Source organism: Litorimonas haliclonae (assembly GCF_965138505.1).
In the GTDB taxonomy this organism is placed as follows: domain Bacteria; phylum Pseudomonadota; class Alphaproteobacteria; order Caulobacterales; family Maricaulaceae; genus Litorimonas; species Litorimonas haliclonae.
Genome location: NZ_CBCSCO010000004.1, coordinates 155,655 through 174,839 on the forward strand (window position 1 = coordinate 155,655; position 19,185 = coordinate 174,839).

22 protein-coding genes are annotated in these 19,185 nt (G+C 52.6%); 12 read left to right on the forward strand and 10 right to left on the reverse strand.

The genetic code is table 11. The annotated features are described in order from the left end of the window. Complete coding sequence (accD, locus tag ACNA05_RS10390) at positions 1-873, reverse strand: acetyl-CoA carboxylase, carboxyltransferase subunit beta (protein WP_415811419.1); 873 nt, start codon at positions 871-873, stop codon at positions 1-3. A 628-nt stretch (positions 874-1,501) separates the two neighbouring features. Between accD and ACNA05_RS10395 the strand changes: the two genes are divergently transcribed. The 4 genes from ACNA05_RS10395 to ACNA05_RS10410 all read left to right on the forward strand — a co-directional run bounded on the left by ACNA05_RS10395 (position 1,502) and on the right by ACNA05_RS10410 (position 5,227). Then, positions 1,502-2,308, forward strand: coding sequence for an amidohydrolase family protein (locus ACNA05_RS10395; protein WP_415811549.1), 807 nt, complete (start codon positions 1,502-1,504; stop codon positions 2,306-2,308). 254 nt (positions 2,309-2,562) lie between these two features. After that, positions 2,563-4,020, forward strand: coding sequence for a cytochrome ubiquinol oxidase subunit I (locus tag ACNA05_RS10400; protein ID WP_415811420.1), 1,458 nt, complete (start codon positions 2,563-2,565; stop codon positions 4,018-4,020). A 9-nt stretch (positions 4,021-4,029) separates the two neighbouring features. Next, positions 4,030-5,070 (forward strand): cytochrome d ubiquinol oxidase subunit II, encoded by a 1,041-nt coding sequence (gene cydB / locus ACNA05_RS10405; protein ID WP_415811421.1) that lies wholly within the window; start codon positions 4,030-4,032, stop codon positions 5,068-5,070. After that, a complete protein-coding gene (locus ACNA05_RS10410) occupies positions 5,063-5,227 on the forward strand; it encodes a hypothetical protein (protein ID WP_415811422.1) in 165 nt (54 codons plus the stop codon). Before cydB ends, ACNA05_RS10410 begins: the two co-directional genes overlap by 8 nt. Before the next feature lie 15 nt (positions 5,228-5,242). Here ACNA05_RS10410 and pyrC read toward each other — a convergent pair whose 3' ends face one another. From pyrC to ACNA05_RS10430, 4 genes are all read right to left on the reverse strand, one after another. Beyond that, positions 5,243-6,280: a dihydroorotase gene (gene pyrC / locus ACNA05_RS10415; RefSeq protein WP_415811423.1), complete on the reverse strand. Its 1,038-nt coding sequence runs from the start codon at positions 6,278-6,280 to the stop codon at positions 5,243-5,245. Between the two features lie 87 nt (positions 6,281-6,367). After that, positions 6,368-6,826 carry an META domain-containing protein gene (locus tag ACNA05_RS10420; RefSeq protein WP_415811424.1) on the reverse strand — a complete coding sequence of 153 codons (459 nt, stop codon included), beginning with the start codon at positions 6,824-6,826 and terminating at the stop codon, positions 6,368-6,370. 21 nt (positions 6,827-6,847) lie between these two features. Continuing rightward, entirely contained in the window at positions 6,848-7,312 is a 465-nt protein-coding gene (locus tag ACNA05_RS10425) for a TIGR02301 family protein (protein ID WP_415811425.1), read from the reverse strand. Positions 7,313-7,320: 8 nt separating this feature from the next. Then, positions 7,321-7,770, reverse strand: a complete 450-nt coding sequence (locus ACNA05_RS10430) for an NUDIX hydrolase (protein ID WP_415811426.1) — start codon at positions 7,768-7,770, stop codon at positions 7,321-7,323. A gap of 55 nt (positions 7,771-7,825) precedes the next feature. Between ACNA05_RS10430 and ACNA05_RS10435 the strand changes: the two genes are divergently transcribed. Next, positions 7,826-8,503, forward strand: a complete 678-nt coding sequence (locus tag ACNA05_RS10435) for an SOS response-associated peptidase (RefSeq protein ID WP_415811427.1) — start codon at positions 7,826-7,828, stop codon at positions 8,501-8,503. Between the two features lie 9 nt (positions 8,504-8,512). Here ACNA05_RS10435 and ACNA05_RS10440 read toward each other — a convergent pair whose 3' ends face one another. The 5 genes from ACNA05_RS10440 to ACNA05_RS10460 form a co-directional block, all read right to left on the reverse strand. Beyond that, a complete protein-coding gene (locus ACNA05_RS10440) occupies positions 8,513-9,577 on the reverse strand; it encodes a YihY/virulence factor BrkB family protein (RefSeq protein ID WP_415811428.1) in 1,065 nt (354 codons plus the stop codon). A 13-nt stretch (positions 9,578-9,590) separates the two neighbouring features. Further along, positions 9,591-10,376, reverse strand: coding sequence for a peroxide stress protein YaaA (gene yaaA / locus ACNA05_RS10445; protein ID WP_415811429.1), 786 nt, complete (start codon positions 10,374-10,376; stop codon positions 9,591-9,593). A 209-nt stretch (positions 10,377-10,585) separates the two neighbouring features. Continuing rightward, positions 10,586-11,980: an FAD-binding oxidoreductase gene (locus ACNA05_RS10450; RefSeq protein ID WP_415811430.1), complete on the reverse strand. Its 1,395-nt coding sequence runs from the start codon at positions 11,978-11,980 to the stop codon at positions 10,586-10,588. Further along, the gene (locus ACNA05_RS10455; RefSeq protein WP_415811431.1) at positions 11,977-12,573 is read right to left on the reverse strand and encodes an L-threonylcarbamoyladenylate synthase; all 597 of its coding nucleotides are present in this window, start codon (positions 12,571-12,573) and stop codon (positions 11,977-11,979) included. The genes ACNA05_RS10450 and ACNA05_RS10455 overlap by 4 nt, the downstream gene beginning before the upstream one ends. Positions 12,574-12,601: 28 nt before the next feature. Then, a complete protein-coding gene (locus ACNA05_RS10460) occupies positions 12,602-13,210 on the reverse strand; it encodes a YceI family protein (RefSeq protein WP_415811432.1) in 609 nt (202 codons plus the stop codon). A 106-nt stretch (positions 13,211-13,316) separates the two neighbouring features. Here ACNA05_RS10460 and lepB point away from each other — a divergent pair, with 106 nt between their 5' ends. The 7 genes from lepB (at position 13,317) to ACNA05_RS10495 (ending at position 19,159) form a co-directional block, all read left to right on the forward strand. After that, on the forward strand, positions 13,317-14,111 hold the full coding sequence (gene lepB / locus ACNA05_RS10465; RefSeq protein ID WP_415811433.1) for a signal peptidase I: 795 nt from the start codon (positions 13,317-13,319) through the stop codon (positions 14,109-14,111). Positions 14,112-14,114: 3 nt separating this feature from the next. Further along, on the forward strand, positions 14,115-14,747 hold the full coding sequence (locus ACNA05_RS10470; protein ID WP_415811434.1) for a histidine phosphatase family protein: 633 nt from the start codon (positions 14,115-14,117) through the stop codon (positions 14,745-14,747). Then, entirely contained in the window at positions 14,747-14,995 is a 249-nt protein-coding gene (locus ACNA05_RS10475) for an exodeoxyribonuclease VII small subunit (protein ID WP_415811435.1), read from the forward strand. The genes ACNA05_RS10470 and ACNA05_RS10475 overlap by 1 nt, the downstream gene beginning before the upstream one ends. Positions 14,996-15,001: 6 nt before the next feature. Beyond that, positions 15,002-15,385, forward strand: a complete 384-nt coding sequence (locus tag ACNA05_RS10480; RefSeq protein WP_415811436.1) for an endonuclease domain-containing protein — start codon at positions 15,002-15,004, stop codon at positions 15,383-15,385. Positions 15,386-15,548: 163 nt separating this feature from the next. Then, positions 15,549-16,445, forward strand: a complete 897-nt coding sequence (locus ACNA05_RS10485) for a polyprenyl synthetase family protein (protein ID WP_415811437.1) — start codon at positions 15,549-15,551, stop codon at positions 16,443-16,445. A 69-nt stretch (positions 16,446-16,514) separates the two neighbouring features. After that, complete coding sequence (gene dxs / locus ACNA05_RS10490; RefSeq protein WP_415811438.1) at positions 16,515-18,425, forward strand: 1-deoxy-D-xylulose-5-phosphate synthase; 1,911 nt, start codon at positions 16,515-16,517, stop codon at positions 18,423-18,425. Positions 18,426-18,436: 11 nt separating this feature from the next. Continuing rightward, positions 18,437-19,159: a TlyA family RNA methyltransferase gene (locus tag ACNA05_RS10495; protein WP_415811439.1), complete on the forward strand. Its 723-nt coding sequence runs from the start codon at positions 18,437-18,439 to the stop codon at positions 19,157-19,159. The last annotated feature ends 26 nt before the right edge of the window (positions 19,160-19,185 follow it).

The window sequence follows — 19,185 nt, forward strand, 5'->3', positions numbered from 1 at the left end:
TTAGGCGTCTTCAGTCTCGAATTCAGGCTCTGACTTCATCAAGACGCCCAGAATTTGCGCCAGTGTTTTACGAAGGTCATGGCGATGCACGACTTTGTCGATCATGCCTTTTTCTTCGAGATATTCCGCGCGTTGGAACCCTTCGGGCAATTGTTCGCGAATTGTGTCTTCAATAACGCGCGGGCCGGCAAAGCAGATAAGCGCGCCCGGCTCAGCCAAATGAATATCGCCAAGCATAGCGTAGCTCGCGGTGACGCCGCCCGTGGTGGGATCGCACAGAACAACAATATAGGGGAGATTGTTCTCACGTAATCGTTGAACCGCAATGGTTGTTCTTGGCATTTGCATCAAGGACAGCGCGCCTTCCTGCATCCGGGCGCCGCCAGCGGCTGTAAAAACCACAAGAGGGAGTTTGTGTTCGACGGCGTAATCCGCGGCGCGGATAAATCCTTCTCCTGCTGCCATGCCGAGTGAACCGCCCATAAAGGCGAAGTTTTGGACGAGGACGACGGTTTGGAGTCCGTGTATTTTGCCGACCCCAATCGTCATGGCGTCATCATCACCTGTTTTGGCGCGGGCTTTTTTTAACCGGTCTGTATATTTCTGATCGTCTTTGAATTTCAGAGGGTCTCTCGCCACGTCTGGCACGGCGACTTTTTCATATTGGTCGTCATCAAAGACCTGACCCAAACGTGTCTTGGGGCCAATGCGCATATGATGACCGGCAGGCGTAACATGGAGTAGTCCAGGCAAGTCGGCAGAGAAAACCATCTCTCCGGATTTGGGACATTTTATCCAAAGATCATCGGGCGTGTCCTTTTTGGAAAAAATGGATTTTACGCCAGGCGGAGTGAGTTTTGTAAGCCAATTCATAAGCAGGACTTTTGCCTTTCTTCACGCCGAGTAGCAAGGGGCCGCTGCGGTTTATCATGGGGTAAAAACATCCGAACGCGGCACCCGCTTATCCGAACGCGGCTCTGCGAAGCAGAGGTAGTAAGGATGCGGCGATATTTATTGTAAACTGACACGACCCGCCACCTTCGGTGTCGGCGCTACATTGTACTCAATCCCCCGGATTGATTACGGACATTGCGCGTCTCCGGCAGTCGCACTCACCGGGTTTATTTCAGCCCGACACTGCACGGTACGGCAGGCAAGCACACCATAACAGGCCCGGCACAGTCGGATGTGTTATCATCCAATGCTCAACCTCGCCGTCCCCTGAACCAAAACCTGACGCGTTCCTGTCCGTGTTCAGAAGAACGAGTTTCAATATACCCCCAAAATGGAAAGTGCGGATCTATCTCTTAATTTTTTTGTAAAAGGTTGAAGGGATTGAGGTTTTAAAAGGGATGATCGCGGAAGGGCATTAATTAGACCACAAATATTGCTTCAATGCCCCCTTAGGGGGCGATGCGGACTTTAAGCCCAATGATTTGTTATGAGGGTGTGATTATATATAAACTCTTCACACCCTCAGATAAATTTACTATTCTTGGATATGATTATAGATGCATGGGCACAGCACCCGACTTTGAGACACGCGCAAGACCCAATTTTTGCTTCACTTCATAGATGGAATAAAACTGAACCGCCAAAAGAGGAGATTCCTCTTTCTCTAACCATAGCCGCGATGGATGCGGCGAAAATTGAGAAAAGTTTGATATCTGCATGGCAGGCCCCCGGTCGGGACATGATTTCCAATGATGAAGTCGCCAGTTTCGTAAAAAAATACCCTGACAGGCTAATTGGCGTTGGCTCAGTCGATATATCCAAGCCTATGCAGGCGGTTCGCGAAATAAAACGCTGTGTAGAAGACTTAGGTTTCAAAGCGATACGAGTATTGCCGTGGTTATCTGAGGCTCCGCCAACAGATAGACGGTTTTATCCTATTTATGTGGCGTGTTGTGAGATGGGCGTACCATTTTGCACTCAAATTGGCCATACGGGTCCTCTCATGTCCTCTGAAGTCGGTCGCCCTATTTATTTGGACCAGGTCGCATTGGACTTCCCCGAACTGGTCATTGTTGGGGGACATATCGGGTACCCGTGGACACAGGAAGCGATTGCCGTGGCGACGAAACACGAAAATGTATTTATTGACACATCAGCATACACAGCAAAACGATATCCCGAGGAACTCATCGCATTTATGAGAGGTCATGGAGCAAAGAAGGTACTCTTTGGGACGAACTACCCTATGATTTTCCCCCAAAAGGCATTGGAACATTTAGATCGTCTTGCCTTGAGTGATGAAGCCAAAGAACTCTTTCTAGGCGGTAACGCTAAACGCGTGTTCAAAATCTAAAACCTTAAGGTCCGTTCTGGGACTTGTTGTTATACAAGTCAGCAAAGCTCTGACCTCCGTCACTTTTCCTTCCTGAGAATTTCCCAAGCTTAGTCCTTGGCTTCGAAAAATAAACCTCTCCGCGTCACAGTCGCCGGTCTTCCACGTTTGGTGGTAGGCGCGACAGTCTGTACCCTTGAAGGCCGCAGCTCCCATCTTGTAGGAGTTGGATGTCTGGAGGGGATTTGCACCCGCCTTAAACGAAGAGTCATTCGATGGAATTTGACGCCTTATTACTCTCCCGTCTGCAATTTGCCTTTGTCATTGCGTTTCATATTTTATTCCCGGCCTTCACGATCGGATTGGCGGCATTCCTGGCAGTCTGTGAGGGGCTGTGGCTGAAAACGGGGAACGAGACTTACAAACGGCTTTATCTTCACTGGGTGAAAATTTTCGCTCTGGCGTTTGCTATGGGCGTCGTCTCAGGCGTGGTGATGAGTTACCAATTCGGCACGAATTGGGCGGTCTTTGCCGATAAAACCGGCAGCGTTATGGGGCCTCTCTTGGGGTATGAAGTTCTGACAGCTTTCTTCCTTGAGGCCACATTTTTGGGCGTGATGCTGTTTGGCTGGAAAAAGGTCGGACGGGGCCTGCATTTTTTCTCGACCTGCTGCGTGGCGGTCGGGACATCGATTTCAGCCTTTTGGATTCTGGCGGCCAATAGCTGGATGCAAACGCCGCAGGGCTTTGCAATGGATGACGAGGGTAAATTTTATGCCACAAGCTGGATGGAAGTTATTTTCAACCCCAGCTTCCCGTCCCGTTACGTTCATATGATGCTGGCCGCGTTCATTACGACGGCGGCCGTCATTCTGGCGGCCGGGGCGTGGCAAACGCTCCGTAGACACGACCAAAAACCCACCCGTTGGCAGATGCGGATGGCGGCGGGGACTTTGCTTGTGCTCATGCCTTTGCAAATCATAGCGGGACATTGGTCCGGGGAGGTGGCGCATCATTATCAACCGGCCAAAGTTGCGGCGATGGAAGGGTGGTGGGAAACGAAATCCGCCCAGGATACTGTCTTATTTGCAATTCCCGACGAAGAAACTCGCAGTAGTAAATATGAACTCGCCATTCCCGGTTTAGGGAACACGGTTATGGGCCTGCCTAAGGATGAGGTTATCCAAGGGCTGAATGACTTCGACGGGGATCATCCGCCCGTCTTTATCGTATTCTGGGCTTTTCGAATAATGGTGGGTTGCGGGCTCGTTTTATTAGGTTTGGGGGTTTGGGGCTGTTTTAAATGGATTCGCGGAACCATAGATAAACCAGGTCTGTTTCACTGGCTTGCCGTGCCCGGCGGAATGCTTGGCTTTGTTGCGGTCATTAGCGGTTGGGTCGTGACCGAGGTCGGGCGTCAGCCCTACACGGTTTATGGCTATTTACGAACAGAAGACAGCTTATCGCCGGTCAGCGCAGCCGAAGTTGCGACGTCGCTTCTGATATTTATTGTCGTTTACGCCATTATCTTTACGGCGGGCGTCATTTATATGTTGCGTATCGCAACCAGTGGATTTGACGATAAGGAAACGGATCGGCCTAAGACAGAGCGCCGCGCACCTGGTACGCCAATGGGATCTGTCGATGATATGGGCGAAAAAGAAAACTCTCCTGCGGGAGAGGGCGATGTCTCCAATGCACGTGAAAATGTGTCAAAGCATGATGAAGATTAGGAGAGTATAATGGAATTTCTCGATCTCCCTCATATCTGGGCCGTCTTTATCGCTATTGCCGTCATGCTTTATGTTGCCTTTGACGGTTATGATCTCGGCATTGGCATGTTGACCGCTTTTGCTTTTTCCGATCAGGAACGAAATATGATGACGGCGACGATCGAGCCGTTTTGGGACGGGAATGAGACTTGGCTTGTGCTCGGCGGCGGAGGTTTATTCGCGGCCTTTCCATTAGCTTATGCCATCCTCATGCCCGCTTTTTATCTTCCCATTTTGCTGATGTTAGCCGCTTTGATCTTCAGAGGCGTGGCGTTTGAATTTAGGCACAAGGCCGTTCGAAAACGCACGCAGAAATTCTGGAATGCCGCCTTTGCTTATGGTTCCTTAGTAGCGACCTTATCGCAGGGACTCATTCTAGGCGGGTTCATCCAAGGCTTCACTGTCGAAGGCCGTGCGTTTGCCGGCCACACATTTGATTGGTTCACGCCATTTTCTGTTCTGGTCGCCCTGTCCATGGTGGCGGGCTACCTTTTGCTCGGCACGACTTGGTTGATTTTGAAAACAGAGGGCGAATTACGTGACGGTTCTATTAAATGGGCGAAACGTAGCTTGATTGGAACTGTGCTCGGCATGGCATTGGTGAGCTTTGCGACATTATCGATCGATCCGCGCGTTACGGCAAAATGGGGCGTGTCCATGGCCGCGATTGACTTCAGTAAGGCAATTTACATGTTGCCAATTCCCTTGGCCTGCGGCGGCCTTATGGTGTGGCTCTGGAAAGACCTATTTTCGAAAAAGGCCCCTGATTGGCGGCCTTATCTTTTGGCAGTAGGTATCTTCCTGACCGGATATGTCGGGCTTGGGGTTAGCATATTCCCTTACATCGTGCCGTTCGAGGTGACTATTTGGGAAGCTGCGGCACGGGACAATGCCTTGATGCTCTTATTTATCGGCGCAGCTATTATGCTCCCGATTATTCTGGCTTACACGGCCTATGTGCACAGCCTCTTTTGGGGGAAGGTGAAAGAGGGAGACGGCTATCATGGCTAAGTCACCCTTCCGGCCTGTCGAACCTCCGAAAAAAGGAGAGGTTCAAGCGCCGCTGGCCAAACGATTGGGATGGTTGATTGTGATGATGGTGGCAGGTGTCACGGTAGTGGCAGGCGTTGCCTACGCGCTTAGAAAACTGCTCTTTTTACATATATAATTGAAGTGGCTGCAATTAAACCACAAGAGACCAATTTAATGTCGTGCCTGCATGGAACGGGATTATATCTGTTTCGCCCAAAGTTAGTTTTTCGGGGACTTTAGAGGCTTTGCGCTCAAGAGTGATTTTTTCTTCATTGAGCGGTAGACCGTAAAATCTTGGCCCGTGCTCAGAGGCGAACCCTTCAAGTTTGTCGAGCGCGTCTTCCTCTTCAAAGGTCTTGGCATAACTTTCGAGAGCGTAAGGCGCATTGAATATGCCGGCGCAGCCACAGGCGCTTTCTTTTGCGGCGACCGGATGAGGAGCCGTATCTGTTCCAAGGAAAAACTTGGAAGAGCCGGAGGTAGCGGCCTGCCTCAAGGCCAAGCGGTGGATTTCCCGTTTGGCAATGGGGAGGCAGTAATTATGCGGATTAATTCCACCTTGGAAAATCGCATTGCGGTTTATTTCCAGATGATGCGGCGTAATCGTCGCCGCAATATTGGCGCCGTGGGAGTTTACAAATTCGACGGCTTCCGTGGTTGTGATGTGTTCAAAGACGATTTTTAGCTCCGGAAAATCTTTGATAACAAGCGCGAGCACGTCTTCGATGAAGCGCGCTTCGCGGTCAAAAATATCAACATCACTATGGGTGACTTCGCCGTGGACAAGAAGCGGTAAACCGATTTCCGCCATTATCATTAGAACGGGGTAAATATTCTTAATATCTGTGACCCCCGCTGCCGAGTTTGTCGTCGCGTTTGCGGGGTAGAGTTTGGCAGCGGTAAAGACGCCTTCGTCGGCGCCGCGCCGGATTTCTTCAGGGTCCATATCATCCGTCAGATAGGCCGTCATAAGCGGTTTGAAATTCAGCTTTTCATCAACGGCTTCCAGTATTCGGGAGCGATAAGCGCGCGCGGCATCGACTGTCGTCACAGGCGGCGTGAGATTTGGCATGATAATCGCGCGCGCAAATTGCCGCGCTGTGAAATTGACAACATCACCCAGCATATCGCCGTCGCGTAGATGCACGTGCCAGTCATCAGGGCGGCGGATTACAAGGCTTTGGATCATGACGGGTTTCCAGGCAGGTTTTTGAAACGGCGTGTTGACTAAACAGTCAGGCCGCGACCTAGCACCCAATGAAGCTTTCGGGAAGGTTTAATCCCAATCTTTACGTCGAAGTTGTAAGAGAACGGCGCCATTTTCGTCTATGAGCGACATCGACAAATGGGTCGCTTTATATTGGCGTGTGTTCTGGACGGATTGTAGAAAATTCGACTCTGCGTCCATCATCCCCTGGCAAAACTTTTTCGTCGAAGCGAGCGGCCCGAAGGTCAGCGCTTGACCGTCTTGAACATAAGTGCCAAAAAAATTATTGCAGCCGCCAAAGCCTCTGACTTCGCCTTTGGACTTAAAAGCAATATATTGGGTGCTGTTTTCAAAGCCCCATTCTGACCCAGCAAGGCTTGTCAGCGGTTGGGTTTTTTGCGCGTTCGTAACAACTTTGGCGCAGCCGACAACGGCCATCGCGCCAATAGCCAGCGGCACGATCGGAGGAAAGGCCCGAGCAACGCGGTAAGCGACCATTGCAGTTTTCAGGGTGTTTGACAGGGCCATATTATACTCCGGGAATGGTCTTTAATAATCTCTATAGGGGTCGCCGAGCATGGCCGCAATGTGCCGTCCGTTTTCCGACAGAGCTGCGACGTCTACACTTACATTTCGGCTGCACTGATCGTGCCTTTGTTGTTCCTGATAATATCCGGCGTTAAAGGCCCGGACCATTTGGCGTTCGGCTTCGGGGTTTCCGCGGGATTCGATAGACATAACTTGAGACGCGTAATTTCGCCATTTCTGGTCGCCTTGCCCGAAACACAAAGTGCGCAGATAGTGGAGCTGACCCAGGTTTTTAGAAAGAGCTTCGACAAGCGAAGTCATTGTGACCATGGACGCTTCAATGCGCAATTCGGCTTCTTCACGGGCTTTTCGGGCTTCTTCTTTGAGCTGGGCTTCAGTCGCCGCGCTCGATTGAGCTTCTTGAGCTATTGCGGGCGCGCTCAGCGAGAGCGACAGCAAGGCGGATATGAGTAGGACGCAACGCATATCTATAGCTAACCTGAATCGCGGGGACTGCCCAAAGGTTTCTTCAGTGAACCCTTTCGTCTTCGGGCTTCTCTTGCCGTTTCAATCACTTTTCGGGTGGCATCCCACATTCCCAGATCGTCTAGACCTTCTGTTGGCATAAATTCAGCATGGGCGGCGTCGTCTCCGGCAACGACGTCTCCGCTAACCCATTCGGCGACGTAATCATGAAGGATGTAATCCGTGCCTTCGAAATGAGCGGGCAGGGTGAGAACTTTCGGCCCTAAAGCGGCTGTCACCCCTGTTTCTTCTTTTAGCTCACGTAGAGCGGCCTCTGCCTCTGTCTCCCCCGCTTCAATGCGCCCGCCGGGCAGGGACCAGTCGCCAAGGCGCGGCGGCTTTCCGCGTTTGATGAGCAGTACGTCCTCGCCGCGAAAACATATCACGCCTACGCAATCTACTGGAGTTTGTTTCGTCATATCTCTTTGCCGTAATGCCCTTTTCAAATCATTGTCGGCTTGCCTATAAGGTCCTATGTGCGGACGCTACACACTTTCCGGAAACTTAGCCGAAATTAGGGCCTGTTTTAAGGCCGAAGAAAGCCTGACCGAAGATTGGAACTGGTCGCCCAAATATAATATTTCTCCGGGCATGGTTGTGCCGGCCGTCGCCTTTGACGGGGGAAAGCGCCGCAAAGTCGTGCCAATGCGCTGGGGCCTGCATCCGCATTGGCGCAAGGAGCCGCCCGAGGGCCGTCCGCTCTTTAATGCGCGGGTGGAAACGGCCGCCGAGAAAGCCAGCTTTCGCACGCCGTTTCGCCACCGCCGCGCGCTGATCCCGACAAGCGGCTGGTATGAATGGGACGGGGTTGAAAAGCCTAAAACGCCGAATTTCATTACCGAGGACCATGACGATATGTTCGTCTTTGCCGGACTGTGGGATAAATGGCGGGTGGATGAGGGGATAGAGCTGCTGTCCTGCACGATACTCACCACCGCCGCAACGGGCCGCGTCAAACATCTTCACCACCGAATGCCGGTGCGTCTGCCCCTGGAGAAATGGGATGATTGGCTTGATCCCGACTCTAGCCCTGAGAAAATCTTAGAGCACATGAGAAGCGGAGAGGATCTGGTGTTTTGGGAAGTGGATAGAGCCGTTAATTCCGGCCGCGCGGAAGGCGCGGAGTTGATAAAGAAGGCAAATGCGGCCTGAGATATCTGGCTAACTGTTTTCGTCTTTGGATGGCGTATTCGTGACCGGATTGCTCGTCTCTTTTGGATGAACGACTTCATCCATTGCCTGTTTTTCATCTGTGCCGATGGCTTTGAAATCGGCGACGGCGGCGCCTCTTCGGCCCAGAGGCCGGGCCGGGCCGCGCGTTGAGTCAGCAATGGTTTGACGTTCCAGCTCTGCATTTAATTCCGCGCCAAAGATGATGACATTCGCCGTGAGCCAGAGCCAGACGAGCAAGATAACCACGGCGGAAAGACTGCCATAGGTGGCGTTATAATTGCCGAACTCGGAAACGAATTTTGAAAATCCGTAGGAAATGATGAGCCAAGATATAGTGGCAACCGTCATGCCCGGATAAATCCATCTTTTCCGGGCGGGCCGGCGCGACGGGCCGAAGCGGTACATCACGCCTACGGCAAACCCGAACACCAAGACGAGTAAAAGCCAAGGCAAGGTCAAGGCGACAAAATTCACTATCCCGTCGAGGTAAAGAAACCTCAGAACCGACGGAATGCCGACAATAACGATTAGAGATATCCAGATAAAGACAAAGCTGCCGAGCGTCATTAATCCGGCATAGAGATAAAACAGAAAGAAATTGCGTTTTTCGATCTCGTGATAGGCAATATTCATCGCCCGCATCATGGCGCGTATCCCTGCGCCAGCGGAAAAGACAGCGACGGACAGAGAAATGATAATGCCTATACCGACGGCTTGATCGGGCGCGTCCAAAACAGTCACAATCTGCTTTTGGATAACGTCAAAGGCTTCGCCCGGCATCAAGGCTCGGACGGTTTCAGAAATCTCGTCTATATCGCCGGGGTTGGCAAAAAATCCAAAGAGGGAAATCGCCGCTGAAATAAGCGGAAAGACAGCGAGCAGGGAGAAAAAGGCGACGCCCGCCGCGACAACAGTTATGTTATCGCGCTGGGCCGAAACAAAGGTGCGTTTAAGAACCGTCCACCAATCGCGATAAGAAAATTTAAGCGGGCTGTCTTCGCCCGTCTGTTCGAATTTCAGAAGTTTATCCGGGCTGCGGTCGCTGACTTCCATTTACCAATTTCGCTTATGACTTTTTCGGCGGTTGAGGTCTGGTAAAGACCAATTCCGTCTCTGAGGAAAGCGATTTATCGAATTTATAGTTTTCGAGATCGAACGCCTTTAAATCCTCTGCCTTGTCGATGCGGTTTTGCATGATCCAGCGCGCCATGAGGCCGCGTCCGAATTTGGCGTAATACATCAAATGCCGTGTCTCACCGTCTTTGATATTCAGGAATTTGGCCTCAATCACGGGTTTGTCCAGCGTTTCCTTATCGACCGCTTTGAAATATTCATTCGAGGCGAGATTGACGATGGTATGGTCGTGATGGCCGTTGAGGTCTTCGCGAAGTTGCTCCGCGAGTTTGGTGTCCCAAAACTCATAAAGGGATTTTCCGCGTTTAGTTTTGAGCTTCGTGCCCATTTCGAGGCGGTAAGGCTGTATCGCGTCCATCGGGCGGAGCACGCCGTATAGGCCGGAGAGAATACGGAGGTGTGTCTGCGCGTAGTCGAGATCGTCATCGGACAGGCTCTTGGCTTCCAGCCCCCAATAGACGTCGCCGTCAAAGGTCAGGCCTGCGGGCTGGGCGCTATTGCTCTGGCCGTCGAGATTGAAAGACCTGAACCGGTCCACATTTAATTCCGCCAGATTATCGGAAAGATGCATCAGTTTTTTAAGGTCGGCCACGGATTGCTTTTTGGCGACCTGAGCCAGTTCGCGCGTTTCGTCTTCGAAACGGGGCCGCGTAATTTCCAAGCCGGTTTCCGCCGGGTTTTCATTTAACTTTTTTGCAGGGGAGAGCAGGGTAATCATATCTATCCTTTCCTCATAACGCCTGTTCAGGGTGTCCGAACACGTCCGCGTGGGTTTGTGATGTTCTTGATGTAGGAATTTACACTACGGGCGCAAGGGGGAATTGGTTTCAACAAAAAACAACACCCCCGCTCATCCTCGTAAAGCCGCGATTTTGGCTCAGACTGGATCCCCGCCTTCGCGGGGATGAGCGGGAGGAGTTGAGACGTTTAAATCATAACCCGCGGGTTCATGATCCTATCCGGGTCTATCGCGTTTTTGATCGATTTCAGGAGCCAGATTTTTGTGGGGTCGGCGCGTTCGGCAAGATCTTCGCGTTTCATGATCCCGATGCCGTGTTCGGCGGAAATGGAGCCTCCCAGTTCATCAATAATATCAAAAATGGGTTGGGAGAGGTCGTCCCATTTTTCTAGGAACGTCTTTTTATCCGCGTCTTTGGGTTGGGCGACATTATAGTGGATATTGCCGTCGCCGAAATGGCCAAACCCGACCGGGCGGCAGCCGGGGGCGACCTCCTGACATTTGGCGTCAGCCAGTTTGAAAAACTCCGGAATTTTATCAATCGGCACGGTGATATCATGTTTAACTGAGCCGCCGAGGAATTTCTGCCCCGCGCTCATATGTTCGCGGATGGAGAGAATTTCCTCGGCCTGTGTTTCGTTTTGCGCAATCACCGCATCAAGGACTTTCTCGGCTTCGAAAGCTTTGCCGAGAATGGATTCGGCAAGCGCCGCGCCTTCTTCTTCGCTATCGACTTCCCAGTCACAAAGAAGATACCAGTCGTACTCGCTTTCAAACGGGTCGCGGACGGCGTCGAAATTATCGACCACGGCGCGGTAGCCAATAGACGGCATGACTTCGAACATGGCGAGCCTTCCGCCGGCGCGGAAATCCTCCAGGAGCGAGACGGCGGTGGCGACGCTGTCCAAACCGATGAGGGCGCGCTGCACATAGGCGGGTTTGGGATAGAGCTTAAGCGAGGCCGCCGTGATAATGCCGAGCGTGCCTTCCGCGCCGAGGAAAAGACGATTCAGATCATAGCCTGTATTGTCTTTGCGCAGATTGGTCAGCCCGTTGAAAATATCGCCATTGGGCAGGACCGCCTCGACGCCGAAGACCAGCTCTTTGGTGGTGCCGTATTTGAGGACATGATTGCCGCCCGCATTGGTCGAGAGAACGCCGCCGACCGTGCAGCTGCCCTGGCTGGAAAGCGTCATCGGGAATTTGCGATTGGCTTCATTCGCCGCGTCGAGAACATTTTGTAAAATCGCGCCGGCCTCGACAATCATATTGTTCGAAGTCGGATTTATTTCGCGAATTTTGGTCATTTTCTTGAGCGAGATAAGGACTTCGCCTTGAGGGGTGTTGCCGCCGACCAATCCTGTATTGCCGCCCTGGGGCATGATGGCGATTTTATGCTTGGCGCAGATTTTGACAGCCTGCGAACATTCCTCCGTCGTGCGCGGGGTGAGCATGAGCGGGGTCTTGCCGAAATATTTATCGCGCCATTCCGTCAGATGGGGCTCGATTATATCTTCGTCTTGTGTCCACGCACCGTCGGGGAGGGCAGATTTAAGGGCGTCGATTTTTTCTTCATCAGTCATGTAATACCAAATGGCTTGAGAGCGGAGAGAGGTAAAGCCCCCTCCCGCAGAAGTCGGGGCGGGCTTTCGGCGAGGCTGACGATCGTCGAAGCCTCTTCCATGGGGCAATCTTCCAAGAGGAGCATGTCGTCGACGTCATATCCGAGGGATTTTGACGCCTGGGACGCTTGGGTTGGAGCCGGCTCCCCCGAGCGGTTGGCGCTGGTCAGCGCGACAGGATATTCAATCTTGGCAAAGGTGATTTCTGTCCGCCAAATGGCATCAGGGCATCTTATGGCGATGGTCGGCGTACCGTCAGGCGCGGTGGAATAAAGTTGGGGTGCCAGACGGGTAAAAAGGGACGGGTCACGCGCGGGGAGAACCAAGGTCAGAGGGCCGGGCCAGAATTTCTTGGCCAAGCGTTTCGCAAGGCGGTCAAAGGTGACATAATTTTTGGCGGCGTCCATTCCGCTGACGCAAAGGGCGAGAGGTTTGTCAAAATCCCGTCCTTTGATCGCGTAGAGGCGGTTGACCGCTTCGGGACGGTCCGCGCGCGCCGCAACGCCGTAAACCGTTTCCGTCGGCAGGATGACAACCCCCCCCGAATGCAACACATTCAAAACTTCCGCGCGCGTGCCCACTTTACTGAGCCTCGTTAAACTCGGCTTCGATGCGAAGCGAGATTTTATCGCCTATATTTCCAAGCGTGATGAGGTAGTCCAGTCCGAATTCAGATCGCATAAACTCTCCCTGCGCCGAGAAACCTAAGGTCTCGCCGGGGTGACCAAAGCTTTTACCGACCCCGTTAAACGTCGCGTTCAAAGTGACGGGTTTGGTAACTCCCCTCAAAGTGAGATCGCCCGTAATTACCCCGGTTTTTTCTCCGGTGACCTGGATAGAGGTCGAGGTGAAACGGATTTCCGGGTAGTTTTTCGCATCCAGATATTTGCTGTCTGTTGCGATTGTCGTGTCAAACTCCGGCAGGCCGGTATGAACGCTCATCGGGTCGATGATAACATCGACGCGGCTGTTTTCAGGCGCCTCAGGAACAAAGTCGAGCGCGCCAGAAATTTTATCAAAGCGCGCCGTATATTGAGAAAGTCCGGCGTGAGACAGCGACCACACTACGCTGGCATGGGTGGGATCAAGCACATATTCGCCTTGCCGCGCGGCCTGCGGAGAAGGGTCGGGGGGTGTGGCGCAGCCCGCCACAAGCAGAAGCGCGAAAAAAGGTATCAGAAACGGTCTCATAGGGTCTCTTACTCTTGATATCCTGACAATGAAATATCTTTCACGGTACTGATATATCCTCAATTCTGACTTGATAAGCCGACCGCCACGCGGCATTGCCTATGCGATGACTCAGAAGGCTGATAACATAGATATGACGACCCAAGCGACAGAGAGTGCGCCGGAGAAAAAAAGCCGGAATTTTGGTCAATGGATCTGGTCGGAAATTAAATTTTTTCTGGGCCTGTTTAGCTTTGTTCTAGCCATGCTGACCTTGGTCTGGGGTCATTTCAAAATCCCCAGTGAGAGCATGCTGCCAACGCTTGAGGTCGGCGACCACCTTTATGTTTCGAAATTCGCTTATGGATACTCGAAACATTCTCTTCCGTTTTTGTTACACAAATTACCTTTGCCCGAAGGTCAGGTTTTTTCTCGATTGCCCAAACGCGGCGATGTGGTTGTTTTTCGAAATCCAAAAAGCGGTCAGATCATGATTAAACGCATGATTGGTTTGCCGGGCGACCAAGTTCAGGTTTCGGGTGGGCAGCTCTATGTGAATGGGCAAAGTGTCGGACGTGACAAAGCAGATAGCTATCTGTTCCGGGAGCATAAGGGCCGTGTTGTCGGCGTGGAGGTTTACCACGAAAAACTTCCGGGTGAAAAAGATAGCCATTTAATCTATGAAAAGACGGATCAAGGGCCTTTAGATAATACCGAGGCTTTTAATGTGCCGGAAGGACATGTTTTTTTCATGGGCGATAACCGCGATAATTCGACCGATAGCCGCGCCCCCGAGGGCCCGGGTTTTGTACCGCAGACCCATCTAATCGGCAGGGCCGATTTGATGATGTTCTCTTTCAAAAGGTGCGAGGCCGAGGAAGGCCTACGTTGTCCAGGTATTCGCTTTGGTAAAAAGCTCTAATCCTTGGAGTCTGAGCAGGATATCCCGCAAACGCGGTCACGCCAGGCTCGCTCTGTAAATACGCTCGTCATTGCACGGCACGGTAAACCGTCCTTGTCGCGCAAGGTCTATATGACGTGGCAAGGCTATCGCGATTGGTGGATCCGATATGATGAAGGCGGCATTGTCCAGGGCCAGCGCGTCCCGCCCAAGCTTTTATTTTGGGTCAATCAGGCAGACCTCATCATCGCTAGCCCGTTGAAACGAGCGATAGAAAGCGCCGAACTCGCCGCCGGGCGAGAGGTCGATATCATAGACGACCATCTAATCGAGGCGGCGCTGCCGTCGCCGCCCCTTGGGAAGTTCAAAATGCGGCCCAAAAGTTGGGGCACCGCCGCGCGGATTTTCTGGTATTTCGGTTGGTCCGATGGGCTAGAAAGTCACACAGAAGCCCGAGCGCGTGTTGAAATCATGTGTGACCGCTTAGCGGACTATGCTACGGACGGAAAAATTGTCTATGTCTCCGCCCATGGGTGGATAAACCGAATGCTTAAAGGCTCACTCATAAAACGCGGCTGGAAAATGCGCTCGCAAAACGGCGATTTGCATTGGTCTTTCCGCCGCTACGAACGCCCTATAGATTACGAGGAAAAATAATGGCCGAAACTAAAGCCGAGAAAACGATCAAAGATTTGTCTTTCGAAGACGCGCTCAAAGAATTGGAAGGTATTGTTCAGCGGCTCGAACGCGGCGACGCGCCGCTTGAGGAGAGCATTACCATCTATCAGCGCGGCGCAGCGCTGAAAGCCCATTGCGATGCCAAGCTGAAAGACGCGCAGATGAAAGTCGAAAAAATTGTTCTAGACGGAAGCGGGAAGGTCAGCACGGAAAATTTTGATGAGTAAAATAGGGTGACTCTAAATAAAACCCAGATACGCCGCCGCTCTATTTTTAATGCACGCCGCCTTCGTCGGGATCTAACCAGTGCAGAGCACAAACTTTGGTTGGCGCTAAAGGGTAGGCGTCATGATGGCCTTAAATTTAGACGCCAACATCCCGTTCCTCCTTATATTTTGGACTTTGCCGAGAGAAAGCTGAAGCTCGCTATTGAAATTGACGGGGCTACTCATTGGACGGATGAGGAACAAGCTCGTGATTTGAAACGGACAAATTTTCTTGAATCCAAGGGATGGACAGTCATTCGTTTCTTAAATGGAGATGTGTATGAAGGTCTTGAGGATGTTTTAGAAATGATTTGGTTGAAAGCTATAGAATTGAGAGATGCAAATAAATGAAATTCACTGATTGTCTCTTCTCCCCATTTATGGGGGGAAGTGGCCGGAGACGCAGTCGGAGGTCGATGGGGGGGCTCTTTCTACTTGGTGTAGAGCCCGAGAATGGCCCCCCCATCCCCCGCTTCGCGCGGACTTCCCCCCGCAAGCGGGGAGAAGAGGGAATATGACCGATAGTTTTTCATTCAAATCCCAAATCGCTTTTGTAGCCGGACAGATTGAGACGGCGCTTGAGACACACCTGCCTCAGCCTGAAGGTGAACACGCCGTCGTGGCCGAGGCCATGCGCTATGTTGCGCTCGGCGGCGGGAAACGTTTGCGGCCTTTTCTGGTTGTCGAGACGGCTCGCATGCTCGGCGGAGATATTGAAAACGCCCTTATCGTCGGGTGCGCGCTGGAATGTCTCCATGTTTACAGCCTTGTCCATGACGATTTGCCCTGCATGGACGATGATGATTTGCGCCGCGGTAAGCCGACAGTTCATAAAGCCTATGATGAAGCGATAGCCGTTTTAGCCGGTGATGGGTTGCTGACCCACGCATTTGCTTTGCTTGGGTGTGAAGATGCGCACCCTGATCCCTCAGTGCGGGCAAAGCTTGTCTGCGAACTCGCGCAAAAAGGCGGGGTTTCCGGCATGATCGGTGGGCAGGTTATTGATATTACCGTGTCAGAATCTGACCGGGATGAAGCGCTCATCACGCGCTTGCAGGCCATGAAGACAGGGGCGTTGATTGACTTCGCTGTGAAGGCAGGCGGCATTGTGAGCGGCGCGGATGACGCCACGCTCAACGCTCTGTCAGCTTATGCCCGCGATATGGGTCTCGCCTTTCAGATTCAGGACGACATCCTTGATGTTGAAGGCGATGCGGCTTTGATGGGCAAAGCGGTTGGCAAGGATGAAAACCTTGGCAAAGCCACGTTTGTGTCACTCTTGGGTCTTGAAGAGGCGAAAGAAAAGGCGAAAGCATTAGGAAAGCAGGCAAAAGGTCACCTTGCCCCGTTTGGCGAAAAAGCGCAGACCCTGAAAGAGACTGTAGATTTTGTGCTCCAAAGGCAGCATTAAGGCGTATCTAAAGTAAGGCTCGGGCTTGGGTGGATGCCCTGACCGAGTAGACAGAAAGAAATGAATTAAATGGTGAACACACCACTTTTGGACACAGTTAAATTCCCAGCCGATATGCGGGAGTTTTCTTGTGAGCAATTAAGACAGCTGGCCGATGAAGTTCGGGCCGAAGTTATTGATGCAGTCTCCGTCACCGGGGGACATTTGGGCGCTGGCCTCGGCGTGGTCGAGCTAACTGTTGCAATTCACCACGTCTTCAATACCCCGACGGACAAGCTCATTTGGGACGTTGGTCATCAATGTTATCCGCATAAAGTTCTAACGGGGCGGCGCGACCGGATGCGCACTATCCGTAAGGGCGGCGGTTTGTCCGGATTTACGAAGCGCGCAGAAAGTGAATATGACCCGTTCGGCGCAGCTCACAGCTCAACTTCTATTTCTGCCGGAATGGGATTCGCCACGGCCCGTGATTTAGACGGCCGCGATGGACATGTGATTTCGGTGATTGGCGACGGCTCCATCACGGCGGGCATGGCCTATGAGGCGATGAATAATGCGGGCGCCACGGATTCCCGCCAGATTGTCATCCTGAATGATAATGATATGTCGATTGCCCCGCCCGTTGGCGCGATGAGCCATATGCTGGCCAAGATGGTCAGCTCCGGCGGTTATCAAAAACTGCGCGGCGCGGGGAAAGCCTTCGTCAAAGACGCGCCTCGTCCCATTAAATCCACGGCCCGCAAGGCCGAGGAATATACGCGCGGCATGTTTATGGGCGGCACCTGGTTCGAAGAGCTGGGGTTTTATTATGTAGGCCCGGTCGATGGTCACGACATAGACGCGCTCGTGTCCGTTCTGGAAAATGTCAAAAACATGAAAGAGGGACCGACCCTCATCCATGTCGTGACGCAGAAGGGCAAAGGCTACGCGCCGGCTGAAAATTCCGCCGATAAATATCACGGCGTCAGCAAGTTTAACGTCGTTACCGGCGAGCAGAGCAAATCTATTCCGAACGCGCCGAGTTATACCGCGGTGTTCGGAGATCAGCTGATCAAGCAGGCCGAAAAGGACGAAAAGGTTGTCGGTATCACAGCCGCCATGCCAGGCGGGACCGGGATGAACGTTTTTGGTAAGGCTTTTCCCGATCGAATGTTCGATGTCGGAATTGCCGAACAACATGCCGTGACTTTTGCGGGCGGACTTGCCGCCGACGGATTCAAGCCGTTTTGCGCCATTTACTCGACTTTCCTGCAACGCGGATATGACCAGGTCGTGCATGATGTAGCCATCCAGAATCTGCCCGTCCGCTTTGCCATGGACCGCGCCGGACTAGTCGGCGCAGACGGCCCGACCCATGCCGGGTCTTTCGATATTGCCTATCTGGGCTGTCTTCCGAATTTCACCCTGATGGCGGCGGCGGATGAAGCCGATCTGGCGCGTATGGTCGCCACGGCGGTCGCCCATGATAGCGGCCCGATCGGGTTTCGCTATGCGCGCGGAGAAGCCACGGGCATTGAAATCCCTGAAAATCCAGAGCCACTCGAGATCGGCAAAGGCCGCGTCATGAAAGAAGGCTCCCGCGTGGCTATCCTGTCTTATGGCACACGTCTGGCCGAAGCGATGGACGCGGCGACCCAGCTTGATACTTTAGGGCTGTCCACCACGGTCGCGGATGCCCGTTTTGCCAAACCTTTGGACAAAGATTTGGTGCGCCGACTGGCCGATGAACACGAAGTTCTGATCACCATCGAAGAAGGCTCTGTCGGCGGTTTCGGCGCCTTTGTCCTGCATGAACTTGCGGAGTCCGGGCGTTTGGATAACGGTTTGAAAATCCGGACGATGACCTTACCGGATTACTTCATTGATCAGGACACGCCGGCCAATATGTATAAAGAAGCAGGCTTGGATTCAGACGCGATTGTCGAAACTGTGTTCAAAGCGCTCGGCCAAGAATTTAATGCGCAGATGAATTTGGCATAGGTCTCTCTGCTATGAGAGCCGACCAATATCTCGTCAGTCAGGGTCACTACGACTCCCGCGCCCGGGCGCAATCGGCCATCAAAGCTGGGAAAGTGACGATTGACGGCGTCGCGGCTCGTAAAGCCTCTCAGACAATTCCTAAAGGCGCAAAGGTCATCGCCGAAGCTGAACACCCATGGGTGTCTCGTGGCGGGTTGAAGCTTGTCCATGCGCTTGAGGTTTTTGGGGTCGAACCAGATGGTTTACATTGCCTGGATGTCGGCTCTTCGACGGGCGGTTTTACGCAGGTGTTATTAGAGAGAGGCGCGGCGAGGGTTTGCGCCGTCGATGTCGGGCAAGGGCAGCTTCACAGCTCTCTGCATAATCACCCCCGCCTCATATCCCTTGAAAATCAGGATGCGCGCGAATTGACGAAAGACTTAATTGGTTTCGCGCCAGACCTTATTGTGTGTGACGCAAGTTTTATCGGCCTGTCCAAAGTTCTCGAAATTCCGCTTTCCCTGGCCGCGCCCGGCGCGGCGCTCGTCAGCTTGGTTAAGCCTCAATTTGAGGTGGGGCGTGACGGAATTGGTCGGGGTGGTTTGGTGAAAAGCGAAGAGCTCGCCTTACAATCTTTAGAGAACGTGAAAGCTTGGCTGACCGGAATAGGATGGACCGTGAAAGGCGAGGATGTCTCGCCCATTAAAGGCGGCTCCGGCAATACGGAATATTTGCTCTGGGCGACGCGGCTATAACGCCTTTTCTAGATTATAATTGATAC